This window comes from Aeromicrobium phragmitis (assembly GCF_003674095.1).
Taxonomy (GTDB): domain Bacteria; phylum Actinomycetota; class Actinomycetes; order Propionibacteriales; family Nocardioidaceae; genus Aeromicrobium; species Aeromicrobium phragmitis.
Genome location: NZ_RDBF01000003.1, coordinates 15956 through 35942 on the forward strand (window position 1 = coordinate 15956; position 19987 = coordinate 35942).

Annotated in this window: 19 protein-coding genes; 16 read left to right on the forward strand and 3 right to left on the reverse strand. The window is 69.5% G+C overall.

Annotated elements, in window-relative coordinates; translation table 11 throughout:
* Positions 1 to 9: 9 nt before the first annotated feature.
* The 3 genes from D9V41_RS04695 to D9V41_RS04705 are packed head-to-tail and all read right to left on the reverse strand — an operon-like array spanning position 10 to position 3003.
* On the reverse strand, positions 10 to 474 hold the full coding sequence (locus tag D9V41_RS04695) for a Fur family transcriptional regulator (RefSeq protein ID WP_121793400.1): 465 nt from the start codon (positions 472 to 474) through the stop codon (positions 10 to 12).
* 48 nt (positions 475 to 522) lie between these two features.
* Positions 523 to 1704: a winged helix DNA-binding domain-containing protein gene (locus D9V41_RS04700; protein WP_208006750.1), complete on the reverse strand. Its 1182-nt coding sequence runs from the start codon at positions 1702 to 1704 to the stop codon at positions 523 to 525.
* A gap of 30 nt (positions 1705 to 1734) precedes the next feature.
* Positions 1735 to 3003 carry an isochorismate synthase gene (locus tag D9V41_RS04705; RefSeq protein ID WP_121793401.1) on the reverse strand — a complete coding sequence of 423 codons (1269 nt, stop codon included), beginning with the start codon at positions 3001 to 3003 and terminating at the stop codon, positions 1735 to 1737.
* A 33-nt stretch (positions 3004 to 3036) separates the two neighbouring features.
* Here D9V41_RS04705 and D9V41_RS04710 point away from each other — a divergent pair, with 33 nt between their 5' ends.
* The 16 genes from D9V41_RS04710 to nuoN all read left to right on the forward strand — a co-directional run bounded on the left by D9V41_RS04710 (position 3037) and on the right by nuoN (position 19983).
* Positions 3037 to 3732 carry a demethylmenaquinone methyltransferase gene (locus D9V41_RS04710; protein ID WP_121793715.1) on the forward strand — a complete coding sequence of 232 codons (696 nt, stop codon included), beginning with the start codon at positions 3037 to 3039 and terminating at the stop codon, positions 3730 to 3732.
* A 226-nt stretch (positions 3733 to 3958) separates the two neighbouring features.
* Positions 3959 to 4318 (forward strand): NADH-quinone oxidoreductase subunit A, encoded by a 360-nt coding sequence (locus D9V41_RS04715; protein ID WP_121793402.1) that lies wholly within the window; start codon positions 3959 to 3961, stop codon positions 4316 to 4318.
* Entirely contained in the window at positions 4318 to 4872 is a 555-nt protein-coding gene (locus D9V41_RS04720) for a NuoB/complex I 20 kDa subunit family protein (protein ID WP_121793403.1), read from the forward strand. Before D9V41_RS04715 ends, D9V41_RS04720 begins: the two co-directional genes overlap by 1 nt.
* Positions 4869 to 5627, forward strand: coding sequence for an NADH-quinone oxidoreductase subunit C (locus D9V41_RS04725; protein ID WP_121793404.1), 759 nt, complete (start codon positions 4869 to 4871; stop codon positions 5625 to 5627). The genes D9V41_RS04720 and D9V41_RS04725 overlap by 4 nt, the downstream gene beginning before the upstream one ends.
* 110 nt (positions 5628 to 5737) lie before the next feature.
* Positions 5738 to 5869 (forward strand): hypothetical protein, encoded by a 132-nt coding sequence (locus tag D9V41_RS18580; RefSeq protein WP_279432331.1) that lies wholly within the window; start codon positions 5738 to 5740, stop codon positions 5867 to 5869.
* Positions 5866 to 7200 (forward strand): NADH-quinone oxidoreductase subunit D, encoded by a 1335-nt coding sequence (locus tag D9V41_RS04730; protein ID WP_121793405.1) that lies wholly within the window; start codon positions 5866 to 5868, stop codon positions 7198 to 7200. The genes D9V41_RS18580 and D9V41_RS04730 overlap by 4 nt, the downstream gene beginning before the upstream one ends.
* A 47-nt stretch (positions 7201 to 7247) precedes the next feature.
* Complete coding sequence (gene nuoE, locus D9V41_RS04735) at positions 7248 to 8057, forward strand: NADH-quinone oxidoreductase subunit NuoE (protein WP_121793716.1); 810 nt, start codon at positions 7248 to 7250, stop codon at positions 8055 to 8057.
* 146 nt (positions 8058 to 8203) lie between these two features.
* Complete coding sequence (gene nuoF, locus D9V41_RS04740) at positions 8204 to 9532, forward strand: NADH-quinone oxidoreductase subunit NuoF (RefSeq protein ID WP_121793717.1); 1329 nt, start codon at positions 8204 to 8206, stop codon at positions 9530 to 9532.
* Entirely contained in the window at positions 9529 to 11940 is a 2412-nt protein-coding gene (locus D9V41_RS04745; protein ID WP_121793406.1) for an NADH-quinone oxidoreductase subunit G, read from the forward strand. The genes nuoF and D9V41_RS04745 overlap by 4 nt, the downstream gene beginning before the upstream one ends.
* The gene (nuoH, locus tag D9V41_RS04750; RefSeq protein ID WP_121793407.1) at positions 11937 to 13199 is read left to right on the forward strand and encodes an NADH-quinone oxidoreductase subunit NuoH; all 1263 of its coding nucleotides are present in this window, start codon (positions 11937 to 11939) and stop codon (positions 13197 to 13199) included. The genes D9V41_RS04745 and nuoH overlap by 4 nt, the downstream gene beginning before the upstream one ends.
* The gene (gene nuoI, locus D9V41_RS04755) at positions 13196 to 13732 is read left to right on the forward strand and encodes an NADH-quinone oxidoreductase subunit NuoI (RefSeq protein ID WP_121793408.1); all 537 of its coding nucleotides are present in this window, start codon (positions 13196 to 13198) and stop codon (positions 13730 to 13732) included. The genes nuoH and nuoI overlap by 4 nt, the downstream gene beginning before the upstream one ends.
* On the forward strand, positions 13729 to 14496 hold the full coding sequence (locus tag D9V41_RS04760; RefSeq protein WP_121793409.1) for an NADH-quinone oxidoreductase subunit J: 768 nt from the start codon (positions 13729 to 13731) through the stop codon (positions 14494 to 14496). Before nuoI ends, D9V41_RS04760 begins: the two co-directional genes overlap by 4 nt.
* 166 nt (positions 14497 to 14662) lie before the next feature.
* A complete protein-coding gene (gene nuoK, locus D9V41_RS04765; protein ID WP_121793718.1) occupies positions 14663 to 14956 on the forward strand; it encodes an NADH-quinone oxidoreductase subunit NuoK in 294 nt (97 codons plus the stop codon).
* A gap of 13 nt (positions 14957 to 14969) precedes the next feature.
* Positions 14970 to 16844 (forward strand): NADH-quinone oxidoreductase subunit L, encoded by a 1875-nt coding sequence (gene nuoL, locus D9V41_RS04770; protein ID WP_121793410.1) that lies wholly within the window; start codon positions 14970 to 14972, stop codon positions 16842 to 16844.
* Positions 16844 to 18373, forward strand: a complete 1530-nt coding sequence (locus D9V41_RS04775) for an NADH-quinone oxidoreductase subunit M (protein WP_341770305.1) — start codon at positions 16844 to 16846, stop codon at positions 18371 to 18373. Before nuoL ends, D9V41_RS04775 begins: the two co-directional genes overlap by 1 nt.
* On the forward strand, positions 18370 to 19983 hold the full coding sequence (gene nuoN, locus D9V41_RS04780; protein ID WP_121793412.1) for an NADH-quinone oxidoreductase subunit NuoN: 1614 nt from the start codon (positions 18370 to 18372) through the stop codon (positions 19981 to 19983). Before D9V41_RS04775 ends, nuoN begins: the two co-directional genes overlap by 4 nt.
* Positions 19984 to 19987 lie beyond the last annotated feature (4 nt).

The following is a 19987-nucleotide window of genomic DNA, read 5'->3' on the forward strand; positions in this document are numbered from 1 at the left end:
TCTTCTCCTTCAGTGGGTGGGTGCTGCAGATTCCGAGCACGCGGGACAGCGGCCCCAGAACGTGATCTCGGCTTCATCGATAGCGAATCCGTGGGTCTGCGAAGGCGTGAGACACGGTGCCGGCCCCACGGCGCAGTCGATGTCCTCGACCGCGCCGCAGTGGCGGCAGACGAGGTGGTGATGGTTGTCCGCGACGCGCCGCTCGTACAGCGCGGGAGAGCCGGCGGGCTCGATCCGGCGCAGCAGGCCGGCCTCCGTGAGGTCGCCGAGGACGTTGTAGACCGCCTGGACCGAGGTGCCGCCGAGTGTGGCGCGCACGACCTGGAAGACGGTGTCGGCAGGCGAGTGCGGGTGACGGGCGACGGCGTCGAGCACCGCGAGTCGCGGGGTCGTGACGCGCAACCCCGCGGCCTGCAGCTGCTGGCGCGGGGTGGGTTCCTCGTGCGCCGGGGTGGGCGCGGAGATCGTCGTCATCACCTCCACTGTAGCGGCTTGTTTTGAATGATTAAAGAAAGGGTCCCCTCAGGAGCGCAGCTCGCGCTCGACGGGGGACCAGCCGCGCGCGCGTGCCTTGACGACGGTGCCGTCGAGGAACGTCTCGAGCCGGTGAGCCGCGTCGTCGATCGCGTCGCGAGCGGCGCTGCCGGGGTCCTGCAAGAGACGGACGGCGACGGTGCCGTCGTCGCGGATCGCCCAGCCTCCGACCACCCGACCGTCGGCCCACACGGTGGGCCCGGCGTTGCCGTTGACGTCGTACAGGGAGGCGCGGTGGGGACCGAGATACCAGTCCCGGTGCTTCCAGCCCATCGTCGTGGAATCGAGGGCCGGCAACAAGGCGACCCAGGGTGCCGACCCCGGCGTGGGACCGAGGTCGTCGGCGAGCGCGATGAGCGGCCCCTCGTCGCCCTGGATCTCCACCGTGGGAAGCGCCGCGAGGGCGGCGGTCGTGGTGCGTTTGGTCCACCCCGTCCACCACTGCAGATCCTCCGGGCGGGCCGGCCCGTAGGCGAACAGCCATCGCCGGGCGACCTCGGCGGCGGCGCTTTGCGCGTCCTGGGGTTCGACGAGATGATCGCTCCAGCCGGCCATGGCGGCCCAGCGGAACCGGGTGGAGCCCCACGCGCCGTCCGGCCGAGCGCGAACGACGTGGCCTTCGGCGGACATGAGGGTCATGAGCCGGCTCGCAACCGACTGGCGCGTCGCATACTTCGTGCCCGGTGAGATCTCGATCTGCGTGGCGAGCAGGGGATCGGCGGCGGCCAGCTCGCCCGCGCTGAACGTGCCGAGCTGCTCGATCAGCGCGAGAGCGGCACGGTGGGCGGCGTCGAGCCACGCCTCGGGATCCTCGGCCACGCGCGCGTCCCGAAGCAGGCCGACGAGCTTGCGGCGCTCCGGGCCGGCGACGCTCTGGGCCGTCGCCGCGAGGCAGGAGAGCGCGAGGTCGGCCGGTACGGCGAAGACCGTGCGGCGCATCGCCAGCACGCGGACGACGGTGCGATCGGTGTAGAGCGCTCGCTCGACGTCCCCGACATCGGGTCGCTGAAGACGTGCCGCCACGGCGAGGGTCATCGACGCTGGATCGGTGCTGTGGACCGCGACCAGCGCCCGCGCCGCATCCTCCGTGGACGCGACGGGAGCGGCAAGGGCGTGCCGCGCACCCACGCGGCGGCGTCGCTCGGCGTCGTCGATGCGGGGGAGTGCCATGGACCGGACCCTACGGCCCAGCGCCGACAGTCAGCCGGCGGTGAGGCTGGTGCGGACCGGAACGAGCTTGGCGTCGGACTCGGCGAGTTCGTCACCCGGCACGGAGTCGGCGACGATGCCGCAGCCGGCGAAGAGTCGGACCCGCCGACCGTCGTCGAGCAGTTGCGCCGAGCGCAGCCCGATGCCCCACTCGCCGTCGCCGTCGGCGCCGATCCAACCGACCGGGCCCGCGTACCGTGCGCGGTCGAGTCCCTCGATCTCCTCGATGAGCTCGACGGCCGCAGGCCGCGGAGTGCCGCCGACGGCCGCCGACGGGTGCAGCGCGGCCGCGAGCGAGAGCGCGCTCGCGTCGGCGCGGAGCACGCCCGTGACGTCCGTGGCCAGGTGCATGACGTTGGGCAGGTGCAGCACGAACGGCGCCTCCGGCACGTTCATCCCCGTGCAGTGCGGAGCGAGGGCCTCGGCGACCGACGCGACGGCGTACTCGTGCTCCTCGAGGTCCTTGCTGGAGTGCGCGAGCGACGCCGCGAGGGCGAGGTCGCGGTGATCGTCGCCGCTGCGCCGGATCGTGCCGGCCAGGACCCGGGACGTCACGAGTCCGCCCTCGAGGCGGACCAGCATCTCGGGCGTGGAACCGAAGAAGCCGTCGACGTGGAAAGTCCAGCAGCTCGGATAGTTCGCGGCGAGGCGGCGAAGTGGGCGTCGGACGTCGACGGCCTCGTCGCTCACCGCGTCGACGGAGCGGGCGAGCACGACCTTGTCGAGTTCACCCGCGGCGATGCGTTCGACCGCGGCTGCCACGGTGTCGCGCCAGTGGGCTCGACGCTCGTCATCGTCCTCGAAGTCCACCGCGGGGCCGGAGCCGAGCTCGCCGTGCGGCGTGAGTGAGGGCGGAGCGGTCAGCGCCGTGCTGATCGTGGTGATCCAGCTGACGCCGTCACGGCGGCCGACGACGACCTCGGGCACCACCAGCGTGGTGCCGTCGCCGTGATCGGCGAAGGCGAACGACCCGAAGGCGACGAGTCCGCTGCCGGGGCGGGCGACGTCGTCGCGACTGACGCTGCGCGCCACCTGCGCGCGCCACCAGGCGTCCGCGTCGGCGAAGCGTCCGGGGCCGCCGGTGGAGAACGTGGCGGCGCGGCCCCACCCCACGAGACCGTCCCCGTTATGCACCCAGGCGAGGGCGTGCTCGGGCGGCAGGAGGTCGAGCAGATCGCCGGGATCGTCGATGCGTCGGGTGCGGACCACGAGAGGTGCGTTGTCGTCCACCGAAGACGGATCGGCGATGGGGTTGCTCACGTGGATCGAGCCTACTCGTGGGACAGTGAACGGGTGAGCCGAGCCGGTCTGGACAAGGATCCCCGCGACGTCGCGCGCATGTTCGACGACGTCGCCGCCAAGTACGACCGCACCAACGACGTCCTGTCGCTGGGGCAGGATCGCCGGTGGCGGAACCAGGTCGTCGCGATGGTCGACCCCAAGCCCGGCGAGCGCATTCTCGACCTCGCGGCGGGGACGGGCACCTCGAGCGCTCCGTTCGCTCGCGCCGGCGCGATGGTGGTCCCGTGCGACTTCTCGATCGGGATGCTCCAGGTCGGCAAAGCCCAGCGCCCGGAGCTGCCGTTCACCGCGGGTGACGGGATGCGCCTGCCGTTCGCCGACGACTCGTTCGATGCCGTCACGATCTCGTTCGGGCTGCGGAACATCCACGACCCGCTCACCGGCTTGCGCGAGCTGCTGCGGGTGACCAAACCCGGGGGCCGCGTCGTCGTGTGCGAATTCAGCACTCCGACGTGGAAGCCGTTCGAGCTCGTCTACGTCAACTACCTCATGCGAGCGCTGCCGCCGATCGCCCGCGCGGTCTCGTCGAATCCCGAGTCGTACGTCTACCTCGCGGAGTCGATCCGCGCGTGGCCGGACCAGCGCGGCCTCGCCGTGCGCATGGGCGAGGCCGGGTGGCGCGGGATCTCCTGGCGCAACCTCACCGGCGGGGTGGTCGCCCTCCACCACGCCGTCGCCCCGCGCTGACGTGCACCACGCGGCGAACCCCAGCTGCCGGTCATCTCCTCGTCACCGGATGCCGCGCGTGTCGAAACCTCGGCGTGACCTCGCGCTCGTAGGGTGCTGCAGAAAGCGTCGGGGCGGCCAAGTAAGTGTGACCTCAGTTACACCGCCGACGGCGTCCGTCATACAGTGGTCATCGACATGATGTGAAGCACTTCACAAAGTCGCCCACCGTCTGCTGGGAGGTGTCGTGAACGATTACGTACCGATCGTCGTGCTGGGAGCCATCGCCCTGGCCTTTGCGCTGTTCAGCGTGGGGATCGCGCCGTTCACGGGTCCGGCGCGCTACAACCGCGCCAAGCTCGATCGTTATGAGTCGGGCATCGCGCCCAGCCCGCTTCCCGAGGGCGGCGGCCGCGTCTCGATCAAGTACTTCTTCACCGCGATGATGTTCATCATCTTCGACATCGAGATCGTGTTCCTCTACCCGTTCGCGGTCGCCTTCGACCAGCTCAGCTGGTTCGCCTTCCTCGCGGTGATGCTGTTCCTCGTCAACATCACGATCGCCTACGTCTACGAATGGCGTCGGGGCGGAATGGACTGGACCTGATGGGACTCGAAGAGAAACTGCCCAGCGGCGTCCTCCTCTCGACGGTCGAGGGGCTCGCCGGCTACTTCCGCAAGGCCTCGATGTGGCCCGCCACGTTCGGCCTGGCGTGCTGTGCCATCGAGATGATGACGTTCGGTGCGCCGCGGTTCGACTCCTCCCGCTTCGGCATGGAGGTCTTCCGGCCGTCGCCGCGTCAGGCCGATCTGATGATCGTCGCCGGCCGCGTGAGCCAGAAGATGGCGCCGGTCCTTCGGCAGATCTACGACCAGATGGCCGAACCCAAGTGGGTGCTCGCGATGGGCGTGTGCGCCAGCTCGGGCGGCATGTTCAACAACTACGCGATCGTGCAGGGCGTCGACCACGTCGTCCCGGTGGATATGTACCTGCCGGGGTGCCCGCCGCGGCCCGAGATGCTCATCGACGCGATCTTCAAGATCCACGACAAGGTGCAGCACGGCAACCTCGGCTCGGACCGGATGCGCGAGATCGCCGACACCGAGCGCGAGGCTCTGGCGGCCGCGCCCACCTCCGCGATGAAGGGACTCATGCGGTGAGCGACGACGCCACGCCCACGGGTGCGGACCCCAAGCCGACCGACGCTGATCGCACGCAGGACCCGTCGCACGAGACGCAGAACGAACTGGAGCGTTCCGAGGCGCACGACCTGGAGATCGTCGAGGTCCGCGAGGGCTCCTTCGGCGTCCACGGAACCGGCGACACCACCGGCTTCGGCGGCCTGCGCCGACCGGTCATCATGCCGGGCGCGGCGACGCCCCCGTTCGGCGGCTGGTACGACGACGTCGCTCAGCGCCTCGCGGCCGGCGACGGACTGACCGACGCGATCGAGAAGGTCGTCATCGATCGCGGCGAGATCACGTTCTTCATCCGCCGCGAGCAGCTGGCAGCCACCGCCCGGCACCTGCGTGACGATCCGCAGCTGCGATTCGAGTTCTGCGCGAGCGTGAGCGGCGTGCACTTCCCGAACGAGACCGGGCGCGAGCTGCATGTCCTGTACGAGCTGACGTCGATGACCCACAACCGGCACATCCGCCTCGAGGTCGTCGCCCCCGACGCCGATCCGCACATCCCGAGCGTCGTGCCCACGTATCCCACGGCCGACTGGCACGAGCGTGAAGTGTGGGACATGTTCGGCGTGGTCTTCGACGGTCATCCGGCGCTGACCCGCATCCTCATGCCGGACGACTGGCCCGGTCACCCCCAGCGCAAGGACTATCCGCTCGGCGGCATCCCGGTGGAGTTCAAGGGCGGGACGATCGATCCGCCGGATGAGCGGAGGAGTTACTCATGACGATCGTGGCGATGAGGTTCAAGGGCGGGACGCTCTGTCGTCGTGCTCGCTCCGCTCGCGGGGCTCCGCCGGATGAGCGGAGGAGTGCCGGATGAGCGGAGGAGTTACTCATGACCGCCGAGCGGATAGTTCGGGACGCTCTGCCGTTGTGCTCGCTTCGCTCGCGGGGGCTCGGCGGCATCCCGGTGGAGTTCGAGGGCGGCATGATCGATCCGCCGGATGAGCGGAGGAGTTACTCATGACGATCCACGACGACCCGTATGCGGGCACCACCGAGACTCCCGAGGGCCCGGTCTTCAACGTCACCGGACAGGACTGGGACACGATCGACGTCGAGGGGATCGAAGGTGACCACCTCGTCGTCAACATGGGTCCCCAGCATCCGTCGACGCACGGTGTGCTCCGGCTCATCCTCGAGATCGACGGCGAGCAGATCCTCGGCGCTCGCGCCGGCATCGGGTACCTGCATACCGGCATCGAGAAGAACATGGAGTACCGCACCTGGACGCAGGGTGTGACGTTCTGCACCCGGATGGACTACGTCGCGCCGTTCTTCAACGAGGCCGTGTACTGCGCCGCCGTCGAGAAGCTCCTCGGTATCACCGACGACATCCCCGAGCGCGCTCAGATCATCCGCGTGATGATGCTCGAACTCAATCGCGTCTCCTCGCATCTCGTCGCCATCGCCACGGGCGGCATGGAGCTGGGCGCGCTGACGGTCATGACGTGCGGTTTCCGCGACCGCGAGATCATCCTCAACCTGTTCGAGACGATCACCGGCCTGCGGATGAACCACGCCTACATCCGTCCCGGCGGTGTGGCACTCGATCTTCCCGAGGGGGCGCTCGACCAGTTGCGCGACAGCGTCGCGCTGCTGCGCAAGCGGCTTCCCGAGTACGCCGCGCTCTGCAACGCCAACCCGATCTTCATGGGCCGGCTCAAGAACGTTGGTCACCTCGATCTCGCCGGCTGCCTCGCGCTCGGCGTCACCGGTCCGCCGCTGCGGGCGACCGGCTACGACTGGGACCTGCGGAAGAAGCGTCCGTACTTCGGCTACGAGACGTATGACTTCGAGGTCATCACGCGCGAGGAGCCCGACGCCTACGGTCGTTTCCGCATCCGCCTGGACGAGATGGCCGAGTCGCTCAAGATCGTCGAGCAGTGCATCGATCGGCTCGCCGCCACCGAGGGGCAGCCCGTGATGGTGGCAGACCGCAAGATCGCCTGGCCCTCTCAGCTGTCGGTGGGGGCGGACGGACAGGGCAACTCGCCCGAACACATCCGCCACATCATGGGGGAGTCCATGGAGGCGCTGATCCACCACTTCAAGCTCGTGACCGAGGGGTTCCGGGTGCCGGCCGGCCAGGCCTACGTCGAGATCGAGTCGCCCAAGGGCGTCATCGGCTGCCACGCGGTCTCCGACGGGGGCACCCGTCCCTACCGGGCACACTTCCGCGACCCGTCGTTCGTCAACCTGCAATCGGTGTCGGCGATGTGCGAGGGCGGGATGCTCTCGGACGTCATCGTGGCCGTCGCCTCGGTCGACCCGGTGATGGGAGGAGTGGATCGATGACCACGAACGATCCGGCGCAGTCGCCGCTGCCCGACTCTGTCGACGGCATGGTCACCCAGACGCCGACCGAGCACGCGGAGACGCCGATCGGGCCCACGACGCTGGCCGAACTCAAGGAACTCGCGGGCCGCTACCCGCAGTCGCGGTCGGCCTTGTTGCCGATGCTGCACCTCGTCCAGTCCGTGCAGGGCCGCGTGACCACCGAGGGCATCGAGACCTGCGCGCGCATCCTCGACCTCTCCGAGGCCGAGGTGTCCGCGGTCGCCACCTTCTACACGATGTACAAGCGCCGTCCGATGGGCACGCACCACGTCGGCGTCTGCACGAACACGCTGTGCGCCGTGATGGGCGGCGACGAGATCTTCGAGCGATTGTGCGGTCATCTGGACGTCGGCAACGACGAGACGACGGCCGACGGCGCCATCACGCTGGAACGGGTCGAATGCAATGCCGCCTGCGACTTCGCCCCGGTCGTGATGGTCAACTGGGAGTTCTTCGATCAGCAGACGCCGGAGTCGGCCATCGACCTCGTGGAGCGCCTGCGCGCGGGCGAGCGCGTGGCGTCGCCGCGAGGCGCGCAGATCACGTCCTGGCGCGAGGCCGAGCGGGTGCTCGCCGGATTCGAGGACGGGCGGGTGGACGAGGGCCCCGCGGCGGGGGAGGCGTCGCTCGCCGGCCTGCGCATCGCACAGGAACGCGGGTGGGAGGCGCCGCCGCTCGAGGAGGACTCCGGCACCGGTCGCGGCGGCGAGACCAAGCAGGAAGCCGCGGCCGAGGCCGACACGCAACGTGCCGAAGCCGAGACCGTCGCCGAGCAGTCGCCGGCCGACGTCGAGGGAGGAGCCGACGATGACTGACACCCTGCTCCGTGGTCTCGATACGCCGCTCGCAGAGCGCGCCGCTACTCGACCAGCTATGAGGACGGGTGGTCGAGTGCGACCGGGCGGTAGCGAGCTCGCGGGCTACTCGACCATCACCATGCACGAGGCACGAGGAGCTGATGATGACTGACGTCCTCACCCCGGTGCTCACCGCGAACTGGGCCGACGACCGTGCCTGGACGCTCGCCGCGTACGAGGCGCACGGCGGGTACCAGGCGCTCGACAAGGCGCTGCAGCTGTCGCCCGAGGAGCTCGTCGAGCTGGTGAAGGACTCCGGGCTCCGCGGACGCGGTGGCGCCGGATTCCCGACCGGGATGAAGTGGAGCTTCATCCCCAAGGACAACCCCAACCCCACGTATCTCGTGGTCAACGCCGACGAGTCCGAGCCGGGAACCTGCAAGGACATCCCGCTCATGATGGCCTCCCCGCACACCCTGGTGGAGGGCGTCATCATCGCCTCCCGCGCGATCGAGGCCCGCCAGGCGTTCATCTACGTGCGCGGCGAGGTGCTGCACGTCGTCCGCCGCCTGCGCGCCGCCGTCCGGGAGGCGTACGAGGCGGGTCACGTGGGCACCGACATCCACGGCAGCGGCATGGACCTCGACATCGTCGTGCACGCCGGCGCCGGCGCCTACATCTGCGGCGAGGAGACGGCGTTGCTCGATTCCCTGGAGGGCCGGCGCGGTCAGCCGCGGCTGCGTCCGCCGTTCCCCGCGGTCGCGGGCCTGTACGCCTCGCCTACGGTCATCAACAACGTGGAGTCGATCGCGTCGGTGCCGGCCATCGTGCGCGGCGGCGTCTCCTGGTTCGGCTCGATGGGCACCGAGAAGAGCAAGGGCCACACCATCTACTCGCTGTCCGGGCACGTCAAGCGCCCGGGACAGTACGAGGCCCCGCTCGGCATCACCCTGCGCGAACTGCTCGACCTCAGCGGCGGGATGCGCGACGGCGCGGAGCTCAAGTTCTGGACCCCCGGCGGCTCCTCGACCCCGATCCTCACGGCCGAGCACCTCGACGTGCCGCTCGACTACGAGGGCGTGAGCGCCGCCGGGTCGATGCTCGGCACCAAGGCGCTGCAGATCTTCGACCAGACGACGTCGGTCGTTCGCTGCGTGCTGCGCTGGACCGAGTTCTACAAGCACGAGTCCTGTGGCAAGTGCACCCCGTGCCGGGAAGGCACCTGGTGGATGGTGCAGATCCTGCGCCGGCTCGACCGCGGCGAGGGTCAGCCGGGCGACATTGAGACGCTGCTCGACCTGTGCGACAACATCCTCGGGCGGTCCTTCTGCGCGCTGGGCGACGGCGCCACGAGCCCGATCACCTCGGCCATCCAGTACTTCCGGGACGAGTTCGAGGCCGGACTGACGACCCCGTCGGCCGAGCTCTTCCCGCCGTCGGCGTCCACGTTGTTCGCCGCGACCGCGCTCGCTGGAAAGGGGGCGGCATCGTGACCGTGACCGAATCCGGATCGACCGACGCGGCACCGATCGAGCTCGTCACGCTGACGATCGACGACGTCGAGGTCAGCGTCCCCAAGGGCACGCTGGTGATCCGCGCCGCCGAACTCATGGGCGTGGAGATCCCGCGGTTCTGCGACCATCCGTTGCTCGAACCCGTCGGTGCCTGCCGGCAGTGCCTCGTCGAGGTGCCGGACGCCGGCAACGGGCGCGGCATGCCCAAGCCGCAGGCGTCGTGCACCCTCGAGGTCGCCCCGGGCATGGTGGTCAAGACCCAGGTCAGTTCGCCGGTCGCCGACAAGGCGCAGCGCGGCAACCTCGAGTTCCTCCTCGCCAACCACCCGCTCGACTGCCCGGTCTGCGACAAGGGCGGCGAGTGCCCGCTGCAGAACCAGGCGATGAGCCACGGCAACGGCGAGTCGCGGTTCATCGACCAGAAGCGGCTGTTCCCCAAGCCGGTGCACGTCTCGGAACAGGTGCTGCTCGACCGCGAGCGGTGCGTGCTCTGCCAGCGCTGCACCCGATTCTCCGAGGAGATCGCCGGAGACCCGTTCATCGCCTTGCTCGAGCGTGGCGCGCAGCAGCAGATCGGCATCGCCGACGGCGAGCCGTTCCACTCCTACTTCTCGGGCAACACGATCCAGATCTGCCCGGTCGGGGCGCTGACGAGTGCGGACTACCGCTTCCGGTCCCGCCCGTTCGACCTCGTCTCGGTGCCGTCGATCGCCGAGCACGACTCGTGCGGGGCGGCCATCCGCGTCGACCACCGGCGCGGCAAGGTCATGCGCCGGCTCGCGGGGGACGACCCGGAGGTCAACGAGGAGTGGATCACCGACAAGGACCGCTTCGCCTTCACCTGGTCGTTCCAGGAGGACCGGCTTCGCACGCCCCTCGTTCGCGACCCGGGGAGCGGCGAACTCGTGCCCACGTCGTGGCCCGGCGCCCTCGCCGTCGCCGCGCGCGGGCTCGCGGGGAAGGCCACCGGCGTCCTCACCGGCGGCCGGCTGACGCTCGAGGACGCCTACGCTTACGCGAAGTTCGCCCGGGTGGCCCTGAACACCAACGACGTGGACTTCCGCTCGCGGCCGCTGAGCGCCGAGGAGACCGACTTCCTCGCCAGTCAGGTGGCGGGCCGCGGGCCTGAGGTCACCTACTCGGCGCTGGAGACCGCCGGCACCGTGGTCCTCGTGGGCCTGGAGCCCGAGGACGAGGCCGGCACGATCTTCCTGCGGCTCCGCAAAGCGATCAAACGCGGTGTCAAGGTGGTCGCCGTCGCCAGCCACCGCACGCGTGGCTTCGCCAAGCTCGATGCCGAGCTCGTGCAGGTCGTGCCCGGCGGTGAGCCCCAGGCGCTCGCCGACCTGCGGCTCGACGAGACCGACATCGTCCTCGCCGGCGAACGGCTCGGGCAGGTGCCCGGCGGGCTGACGGCGCTCACGGCACTCGCCGAGCGCACCGGCGCCCGGATCGGGTGGGTTCCCCGACGCGCGGGCGACCGCGGTGCCGTCGAGGCCGGCTGTCTGCCCACCCTCCTCCCGCTCGGCCGTCCCGTCGGCGACGGCGAGGCCCGGGCCGACCTCGCGGCCGCCTGGGGAGTCGAGAGCCTTCCGGCCGCGCCGGGACGGGACACCGCCGGCATCGTCGCCGCGCTCGCCGCCGGCGACCTGCAGGCGGCCGTGCTCGGCGGGCTCGAACTCGCCGACCTCCCCGACCCCGCGGCGGCGACCGCGGCGCTCGCCGCAGCCGAGTTCGTCGTCAGTCTCGAGGTGCGGCTCAGCGACGTCACCCCGTTCGCCGACGTCGTCCTGCCCGTCGCCCCGCCGGTCGAGAAGCCCGGCACCTTCCTCACCTGGGAGGGTCGACCGCGCCAGTTCGAGACGGTCCTCGACACCGGTGCGCTGCCCGACGTGCGGGTGCTCGCCGGTATCGCCGAAGAACTCGGCGCTCCGCTCGGCGTCCGCACGGTCGGTCAGGCCCGCGCCGAACTCGAGGAGCTCGGGACGTGGGACGGTGCGCGACCTGCCGCCGCGAAGGCGCCCCCCGCTCGCGGTGCCGGGCCGGTGGGCACCGTCACCCTCGACACGTGGTCGCAATCGATCGACGACAGCCGCCTCCAGGACGGTGCCGGTGAGTACCGCGCCACCGCGCGGGCGGCGCGTCTCAAGGCCAGCGCCGCGACGCTCGCCTCTGCCGGTGTCGAGCCGGGGGCTGCCGCGAGGCTCTCCACGCCGGCGGGGCACGCCGTCTTCATCGCCGACGTCGCCCACCTGCCCGACGGCGTCGTCTGGGTCCCGGCCCGCTCGGAGGGTGTGCACGTGCGCGCGTTGCTCGCCGCCGGCTTCGGTGACCGCGTCACGCTGAGCCCCGAGACACCGGCCGCGAACGGAGGCGACGAAGCATGAGCGAGAACCTCTGGGGTAACGACCCGATGTGGGTCGTGCTGCTCAAGGCACTGCTGATCTTCGCGATCCTGGTCCTCTACACGCTGTTCAACATCTGGTTCGAGCGGCGGGTCGTCGCCCGGATGCAGCACCGGGTCGGGCCCAACATGCACGGTCCGTTCGGGCTCCTGCAGAGCCTCGCCGACGGCGTCAAGCTCGGCCTCAAGGAAGAGGTCTTCCCCAAGGCCGCCGACCGGATCGTCTACTTCCTGGCGCCCATCCTCGCGGTGGTGCCGGCCTTCCTCGCCTGGGCGGTCATCCCGTTCGGACCCGAGGTGACGATCCCGTTCACCGATGTGCGCACCGCGCTGCAGCTGACCGACCTTCCGGTGGCGGTGCTGTACATCCTCGCCGTGACGTCCGTCGGCATCTACGGCATCGTGCTCGCCGGCTGGTCGTCGGGCTCCACCTACGCCCTGCTCGGCGGTCTGCGCTCCAGCGCCCAGATGATCTCCTACGAAGTGGCGATGGGCCTCTCGTTCGTGAGCGTCTTCATCTTCGCCGGGTCGATGTCCACCTCGGAGATCGTCGCCGCGCAGGAGCAGTGGTGGTTCTTCCTGCCGCTGCTGCCCTCGTTCATCATCTACGTCATCGCGATGGTCGGCGAGACCAACCGCGCACCGTTCGACCTCCCCGAGGCCGAGGGCGAACTGGTCGGCGGATTCCACACCGAATACTCGTCGTTCAAGTTCGCGATGTTCTTCCTCGCCGAGTACATCAACATGGTCACCGTCTCCGCGCTGGCGACGACGCTGTTCCTCGGCGGGTGGCGCGCGCCGTTCGGCATCGCGCAGATCTGGCCCGGCGCCAACGAGGGCTACTGGCCCGTCATCTGGTTCCTCGGCAAGACGCTGCTGTTCATCTTCCTGTTCATCTGGCTGCGGGGGACGCTGCCGCGGATGCGCTACGACCAGTTCATGCACTTCGGCTGGAAGTGGCTCATCCCGATCGCGCTCGGCTGGACGATCGCGGTGGCGTTCATGCGCAAGGCGATGCAGGAGGAGCTGTTCACGCAGCAGACCGTCCTCTGGGCGGCCGGCGTCGTAGCGGTCCTGCTGCTCGCCACCTTCCTCATCCCGGAGAAGAAGCCGCAGGAGCCGGCTGCTCCCGAGGACGAGGCTCCGGCGGAGTTCGACGCCTTCGCCGGCGGCTATCCGGTTCCCCCGATGCCGGACCGTGCCACCACTGACCGCGATGCCTCGAAGGAGGGCCGACTGTGAGCACTCTGCGCGAGACCCTGTGGGATCCGATTGCCGGATTCGGCGTGACGTTCCGGACGATGTTCAAAAAGCCCGTCACCGAGCAGTACCCGAAGGAGAAGGTCCCGACGGCGCCGCGTTTCCACGGACGTCATCAGCTCAACCGCTGGCCCGACGGACTCGAGAAATGCGTCGGTTGCGAGCTGTGCGCCTGGGCGTGCCCGGCCGACGCCATCTACGTCGAGGGTGCGAGCAATACCGAGGACGAGCGGTACAGCCCCGGTGAGCGGTACGGGCGCGTCTACCAGATCAACTACCTGCGCTGCATCCTGTGCGGGTTGTGCATCGAGGCGTGCCCCACCCGCGCGCTCACGATGACGAACGAGTACGAGCTGGCCGACGACGATCGCGCCAACCTCATCTACGAGAAGTCGGATCTGCTGGCGCCGCTGCTGCCCGGCATGGTCGAGCCGCCGCACGAGATGCTCATCAGCGACGACCATCACGACTACTACCGGGGCAAGACCCTGCCGATCGTGGAGAAGGAGTCATGACCACGTTCTGGGTGCTCGCACCGCTCATGGTCCTCGCCGCGCTCGGGCTGCTGTTCGCCAAGAAGGCGGTGCACGCGGCGCTGTGCCTCGCGGTGGTCATGATCGGCCTCGCGGTGATGTACGCGCTCCAGGACGCTCCGTTCCTGTTCGCGGTGCAGATCATCGTCTACACCGGCGCGATCATGATGCTGTTCCTCTTCGTCCTGATGCTCATCGGCGTCGACCGCACCGACTCGTTGGTGGAGACCATCAAGGGGCAGCGGCTGGCCGCGGCCGTCGTCGGGGTGCTGTTCGCCGTCACGATGTCGGTGGCCGTCGGACAGGTCGTCGTGAGTTCCACCGTCGGCCTCGAGGAGGCCAACGCCGACGGCAACGTCGAGGGGCTCGCCGCCCTGCTGTTCACGCGGTACGTCGTGGCGTTCGAGTTCACTGCGGCGCTGATGATCACCGCGGTGCTCGGCGCGATGGTGCTCGCCCACCGCGAGCGGCTCTCGCCACGGCGCACGCAGATCGACGTGCAGCGCCAACGCATGCGCGAGTACGCCGAGACCGGACGGCATCCGGGCAACCCACCGACACCGGGCGTGTTCGCGCGCCACAACGGGGTCGACGTCCCGGCCCTGCTGCCGGACGGTTCGCCGGCGGAGGAGTCCGTCCCCGACAGCCTGCGCAAGCGCGGTCAAGAGCGCACCGATGTCGACATCAGCGCCGCCCAGCGCCGTGCGAAAGAGATCGAACGCGGCGACGAGGAGGATCCATCGTGAGGACCATGCGCGGGGACGGCACCCGGCGGAGGCGAGACCAGGTGACGGTGCGTGGTCTCGATACGGGCCTCGTTCCTCGGCCCTACTCGACCACCGAGGCGGGGGAGCCCTCCTCGACCACCGAGGCGGGGGAGCCCTCCTCGACCACCGAGGCGTGGAGGGCGGCGTGACCGAGTACATCACCCTGTCGTTCCTGCTGTTCACGATCGGCGCGGTCGGCGTCCTCGTGCGCCGCAACGCGATCGTCGTCTTCATGTGCGTCGAGCTCATGCTCAACGCCACCAACCTCGCGTTCGTCAGCTTCGCGCGCCAGCACGGCAACCTCGACGGGCAGACCGCCGCCTTCTTCGTCATGGTCGTCGCCGCGGCCGAGGTCGTCATCGGCCTGGCCATCATCGTGTCCATCTACCGCACGCGTCGTTCGGCCTCGGTCGACGAGGCGAACCTGCTGAAGGCCTAGGGGAGGGAGCACGATGCTCGAGTTGTCCTGGCTGCTCATCGCCATCCCGCTCGCCGGAGCGGCCCTCCTGTTGCTGTGGGGCCAAAGATCGGACGCGTTCGGCCACCTGATCGCGACGGCGGCTTCGGCCGCCGCCTTCGTGCTCGGACTCGTCATGTTCGTCGAGCTCCTCGGGCGCGAGGCCGACGACCGCTCGGTCACGTCGACGCTCGGCACCTGGATCGAGACCGCGCGCTTCCACGTCGAGTTCGCCTTCACCGTCGACCAGCTGTCGAGCCTGTTCGTCCTGCTGATCACCGGCGTCGGCACGCTCATCCACGTCTACTCGATCGGTTACATGGCGCACGACGAGCGACGCCGTCGATTCTTCGCCTACCTGAACCTGTTCGTCGCCGCGATGCTCACGCTCGTGCTCGCCGCGGACTACCTCGTGCTGTTCCTCGGCTGGGAGGGGGTGGGCCTCGCGTCCTACCTGCTCATCGGCTTCTGGCAGCACAAGCCCTCGGCGGCCGCCGCGGCGAACAAGGCGTTCATCATGAACCGCATCGGCGATGTCGGCATGGTCATCGCGATCATGACGATGTTCGCCACCTTCGGCACCACGTCGATCGCGGCCGTCAACGGCGCCGTCGGCGACGTCAGCGCCACCACCGCCACCGCGCTCGGCCTGCTCCTCCTGCTCGGTGCCTGCGGCAAGTCCGCCCAAGTGCCGCTGCAGGCCTGGCTGCTCGACGCCATGGAAGGTCCCACCCCGGTGTCGGCGCTCATCCACGCGGCCACCATGGTGACCGCCGGCGTCTACCTGGTCGTCCGCTCGGCCGGCATCTACGACGCTTCGGAGGTCGCCCGCACGTTCGTCATCGTCGTCGGACTCGTCACGCTCCTCGTCGGTGCCTGGATCGGCTGCGCGAAGGACGACATCAAGAAGGTGCTGGCCGGCTCCACGATGAGCCAGATCGGCTACATGATGCTGGCCGCGGGCCTCGGTCCGGCCGGTTACGCGTTCGCGATCTTCCACCTGCTGACCCACGGCTTCTTCAAGGCCAACATGTTCCTCGGGGCCGGTTCGGTCATGCACGCGATGGACGACGACGTCGACATGCGGCACTACGGCGCGCTGCGGCGGGCCATGCCGATCACCTTCGCCACCTTCGGGCTCGGTTACCTCGCGATCATCGGCTTCCCCGGCATGTCCGGCTTCTTCAGCAAGGACAAGATCATCGAGGCCGCCCTCGCGCACAACCTCTGGATCGGCCTCGGCGCGATGATCGGCGCGGCCATCACCGCGTTCTACATGACGCGCTTGATGATGATGACCTTCTTCGGCGAGCGGCGGTGGCGCGACCGCGTGCACCCGCACGAGTCCCCGAGCGTCATGACCGTGCCGCTCATCGTGCTGGCAGCGCTCTCGGTGCTCGGCGGCGCGCTCTATCTCGGCAACTGGATCGGCGACTGGCTCGAACCGGTCGCCGGCCACGCCGAGCACCACGAACTCCCCGCTCCGGTCATCGTCATCCAGCTGGCGGTCGTCGCGCTCGTCGCGGCCGGGGTGGCGCTCGCGGTGTGGTTGTTCCGCAGCGACGTGCCCGACACGGCACCGGCGGACACGGACGTCTCGATCCTCACCCGGGCCGGGCGGCACGAGATCTACACGAACGAGGTCAACGGGGTGCTGGCCGTCTTCCCGGTGCGCTACCTCACCCGGTTCCTCGTCTGGCTGGACGCCCGGGGCATCGACGGCCTGGTGACCGGCACGGCGGACCGCATCGGTGAGGCCTCGCAGGGGCTGCGGGCCACGCAGACCGGCTACGTCCGCTCGTATGCCCTCGGAATCTTCGGCGGCGCTCTCGTCGTCGTCCTCGGACTCTTGGCGGTGACCCTCGGATGATGCTGACTGTCCTGGCCCTGACGCCCCTCGTGGGGGCGCTCGTTCTCGCGTTCTGGCCGCGGTCGGCCGACCCGCGCAGTGCGAAGGCCGTCGCGCTCCTGGTGTCGGTCGTCGCCCTGGTGCTCGCGATCGTCATCGCGCTGCAGTACGACCCGGGTGCGGGCTACCAGTTCGTGGAGGAACGCGAGTGGATCCCGGCCATCGGCGCGCACTACGCGCTCGGCCTCAACGGCATCGGCCTGACCCTGGTGCTGCTCACCACGATCCTGACCCCGCTGGTGATCCTGGCCGCATGGGGCGACCGCCTTCCCGACCCCAGCCGGACCAACAGCTATCTGGCCTGGATGCTCGCGCTGGAGGGACTCGCGATCGGCGTGTTCGCCGCGACCGACGTCTTCTTGTTCTACGTCCTGTTCGAGGCCACCCTCGTGCCGCTGTACTTCCTCATCGGCGCCTACGGCGGCGCCGGGCGGTCGTACGCGGCGGTGAAGTTCCTCATCTACAACCTCGTCGGTGGGTTGCTCATGCTCGCGGCCATCGTCGGCCTCTACGCGCTGACCGCCGAGGCCGGCGAGCCGAGTTTCCTGCACAGCGATCTCCTCGGCCTCGAGATCGGCGAAGGGACGGAGCGTCTGCTGTTCCTGGGCTTCTTCATCGCCTTCGCGATCAAGGCGCCGCTGTGGCCGCTGCACACGTGGTTGCCCGACGCAGCGGCCTCCGCCTCGGCGTCGACCTCCGTCCTGATGGTCAGCATCGTCGACAAGATCGGCACGTTCGCGATGATCCGGTGGTGCCTGGAGATCTTCCCGGGCGCCTCGCAGTGGGCCAGCCCGGTCGTGCTCATTCTCGCCGTCGTCAGCATCCTCTACGGGGCCCTGCTGGCGATCGGGCAGGACGATCTTCGCCGGCTCATCGCGTTCACCTCGGTGTCGCACTTCGGCTTCATCATCCTCGGGATCTTCGCGTTCACGACGCTGTCCACGGCGGGGGCGACCCTGTACATGTTCAACCACGGGCTCTCGACCGCCGTGCTGTTCCTCGTGACCGGCATGATGATCGCGCGCCGCGGCTCGGCCCGGATTTCCGACTTCGGCGGGGTACAGAAGGTCGCGCCGCTGCTCGCCGGGGTGTTGCTGATCGGTGGCCTGTCTAGCCTGTCCTTGCCCGGCCTCGCGCCGTTCGTCTCGGAGTTCATGGTGCTGGCCGGGACGTTCACGGTCTCGCGGCCGCTGGCGGTCGCGGCGACGCTCGGCATCATCCTGGCCGCCCTGTACATCCTGCTGATGTACCGCCGCACCATGACCGGTCCACTCGCTCCCGGCTCGGAGGGGGTGCGCGAGCTCGACCGTCGCGAGGTCGCGGCGCTCGCACCGGCCGTCGTGTTGATCGTGGCGCTGGGCTTCGTGCCGCAGCCGTTGCTGTCGGTCATCGAACCGGCGCTCGGCCCGGTGGTCGCGGCGGTCTCCGACGGTGATCCAGTCCCCACTCATCCGGTCGAAGCCGGGGCGAGCGAAGGAGCACACGAATGATCGCGCCCACCGCCGACACCCCGATCCCCGCAGCGCAGATCGACTACGTCGCGCTCTCGCCGCTGCTCGTCGTCGCGGGCTTCGCCGTGCTCGGGCTCGTGTTGGAGGCCGCGCTGCCGCGCCGACGTCGTTTTCTCGTCCAGGCGGTCGTGACCGCGGTCGGGCTCGTCATCGCGCTCGTCGCCAGCGTCATGGTCTACCTCGACCTGCCCGACGTCGCCGAGGCCGAACGCGTGGCCCGCGGAGCGGTTGAGGCCGAAGGCGCCGTCACGGTCGACGGCCCTGGGGTCCTGACCTGGATCGTGCTCGTCGTCTTCGCGCTGCTGAGTCTGGGGCTGTTCGCCGAGCGCCGCTTCGAAGCCGGCCTGAGCCCGTTCACCGGCCGGGCGGCCGACGTGCCCGGATCGCGCGAGGAGAGCGAGGCCGTCACCCACCGGCTCGAGCACACCGAGGTCTTCCCGCTGGTGCTGTTCGCGTTGTCGGGCATGATGCTCTTCGCCACCGCCAACGACCTCATCACGATGTTCGTGGCGCTCGAGGTGCTGTCGCTGCCGCTGTACGTTCTGTGCGCCGTCGCGCGCCGCCGGCGACTGATCAGCCAGGAGGCCGCGCTCAAGTACTTCCTGCTCGGCGCCTTCTCCTCGGTGTTCTTCCTCTACGGCGCGGCGCTGGCCTACGGATACGCCGGGAGCCTCAACCTCACGCTGATCGACGAAGCGGTGACCGCCCGCAGCGACAGCGGCGGGCTGCTGCTCGTCGCGATGGCGATGATCGCGGTCGGGCTGCTGTTCAAGATCGGGGCCGTGCCGTTCCACGCGTGGACCCCGGACGTCTATCAGGGGGCGCCGACGCCGGTCACGGCCTTCATGGCCGCAGCCACGAAGGCCGCCGCGTTCGTCGCGCTGATGCGGGTGTTCTTCGTCGCCTTCGGTGGCGCGTCCTGGGACTGGCGGCCGACCATCTGGGTCGTCGCCGTGCTGACCATGGTCTTCGGATCGATCGTGGCGATCGCCCAGACCGACGTGAAGCGCATGCTCGCCTACTCCTCGATCGCCCACGCCGGCTTCCTGCTCGTCGGCTTCTCCGCGGCGTACCTCGGCGTCGCCGACGGGCTCTCGGTGACGTCGGTCTCGAGCGTGCTGTTCTACCTCTTCGTCTACGGTGTCGCGACCATCGGCGCCTTCGCAATCGTCACCGTCGTGCGCGACTCGGCCGGGGAGACGACCCATCTGGCCAGGTGGGCGGGGCTGGGCCGGCAGTCGCCGTGGCTCGCCGGTGCGTTTACGCTGTTCATGCTCTCGTTCGCGGGCATTCCGCTGACGGCCGGTTTCATCGGCAAGTGGGGTGTCTTCGCCGCGGCGTGGGCCGGCGGCACCTGGCCGCTCGTCGTCATCGGCGTCTTGGCAAGCGCGCTCGCGGCGTACTTCTACGTGCGCGTCGTCGTCCTGATGTTCTTCACCGAGCCGGTCGGGGACGGCCCGGCGGTCGCGGCCCCGGGTGTATTGACTACCGTGGTCATTGCGCTGGCCGCGATCGCCACGGTCGTGCTCGGTATCGTGCCCGGGCCGATGCTCGATGTCGTGCAGCACGCCGGTGCGTTCGTGCGCTGAGTCG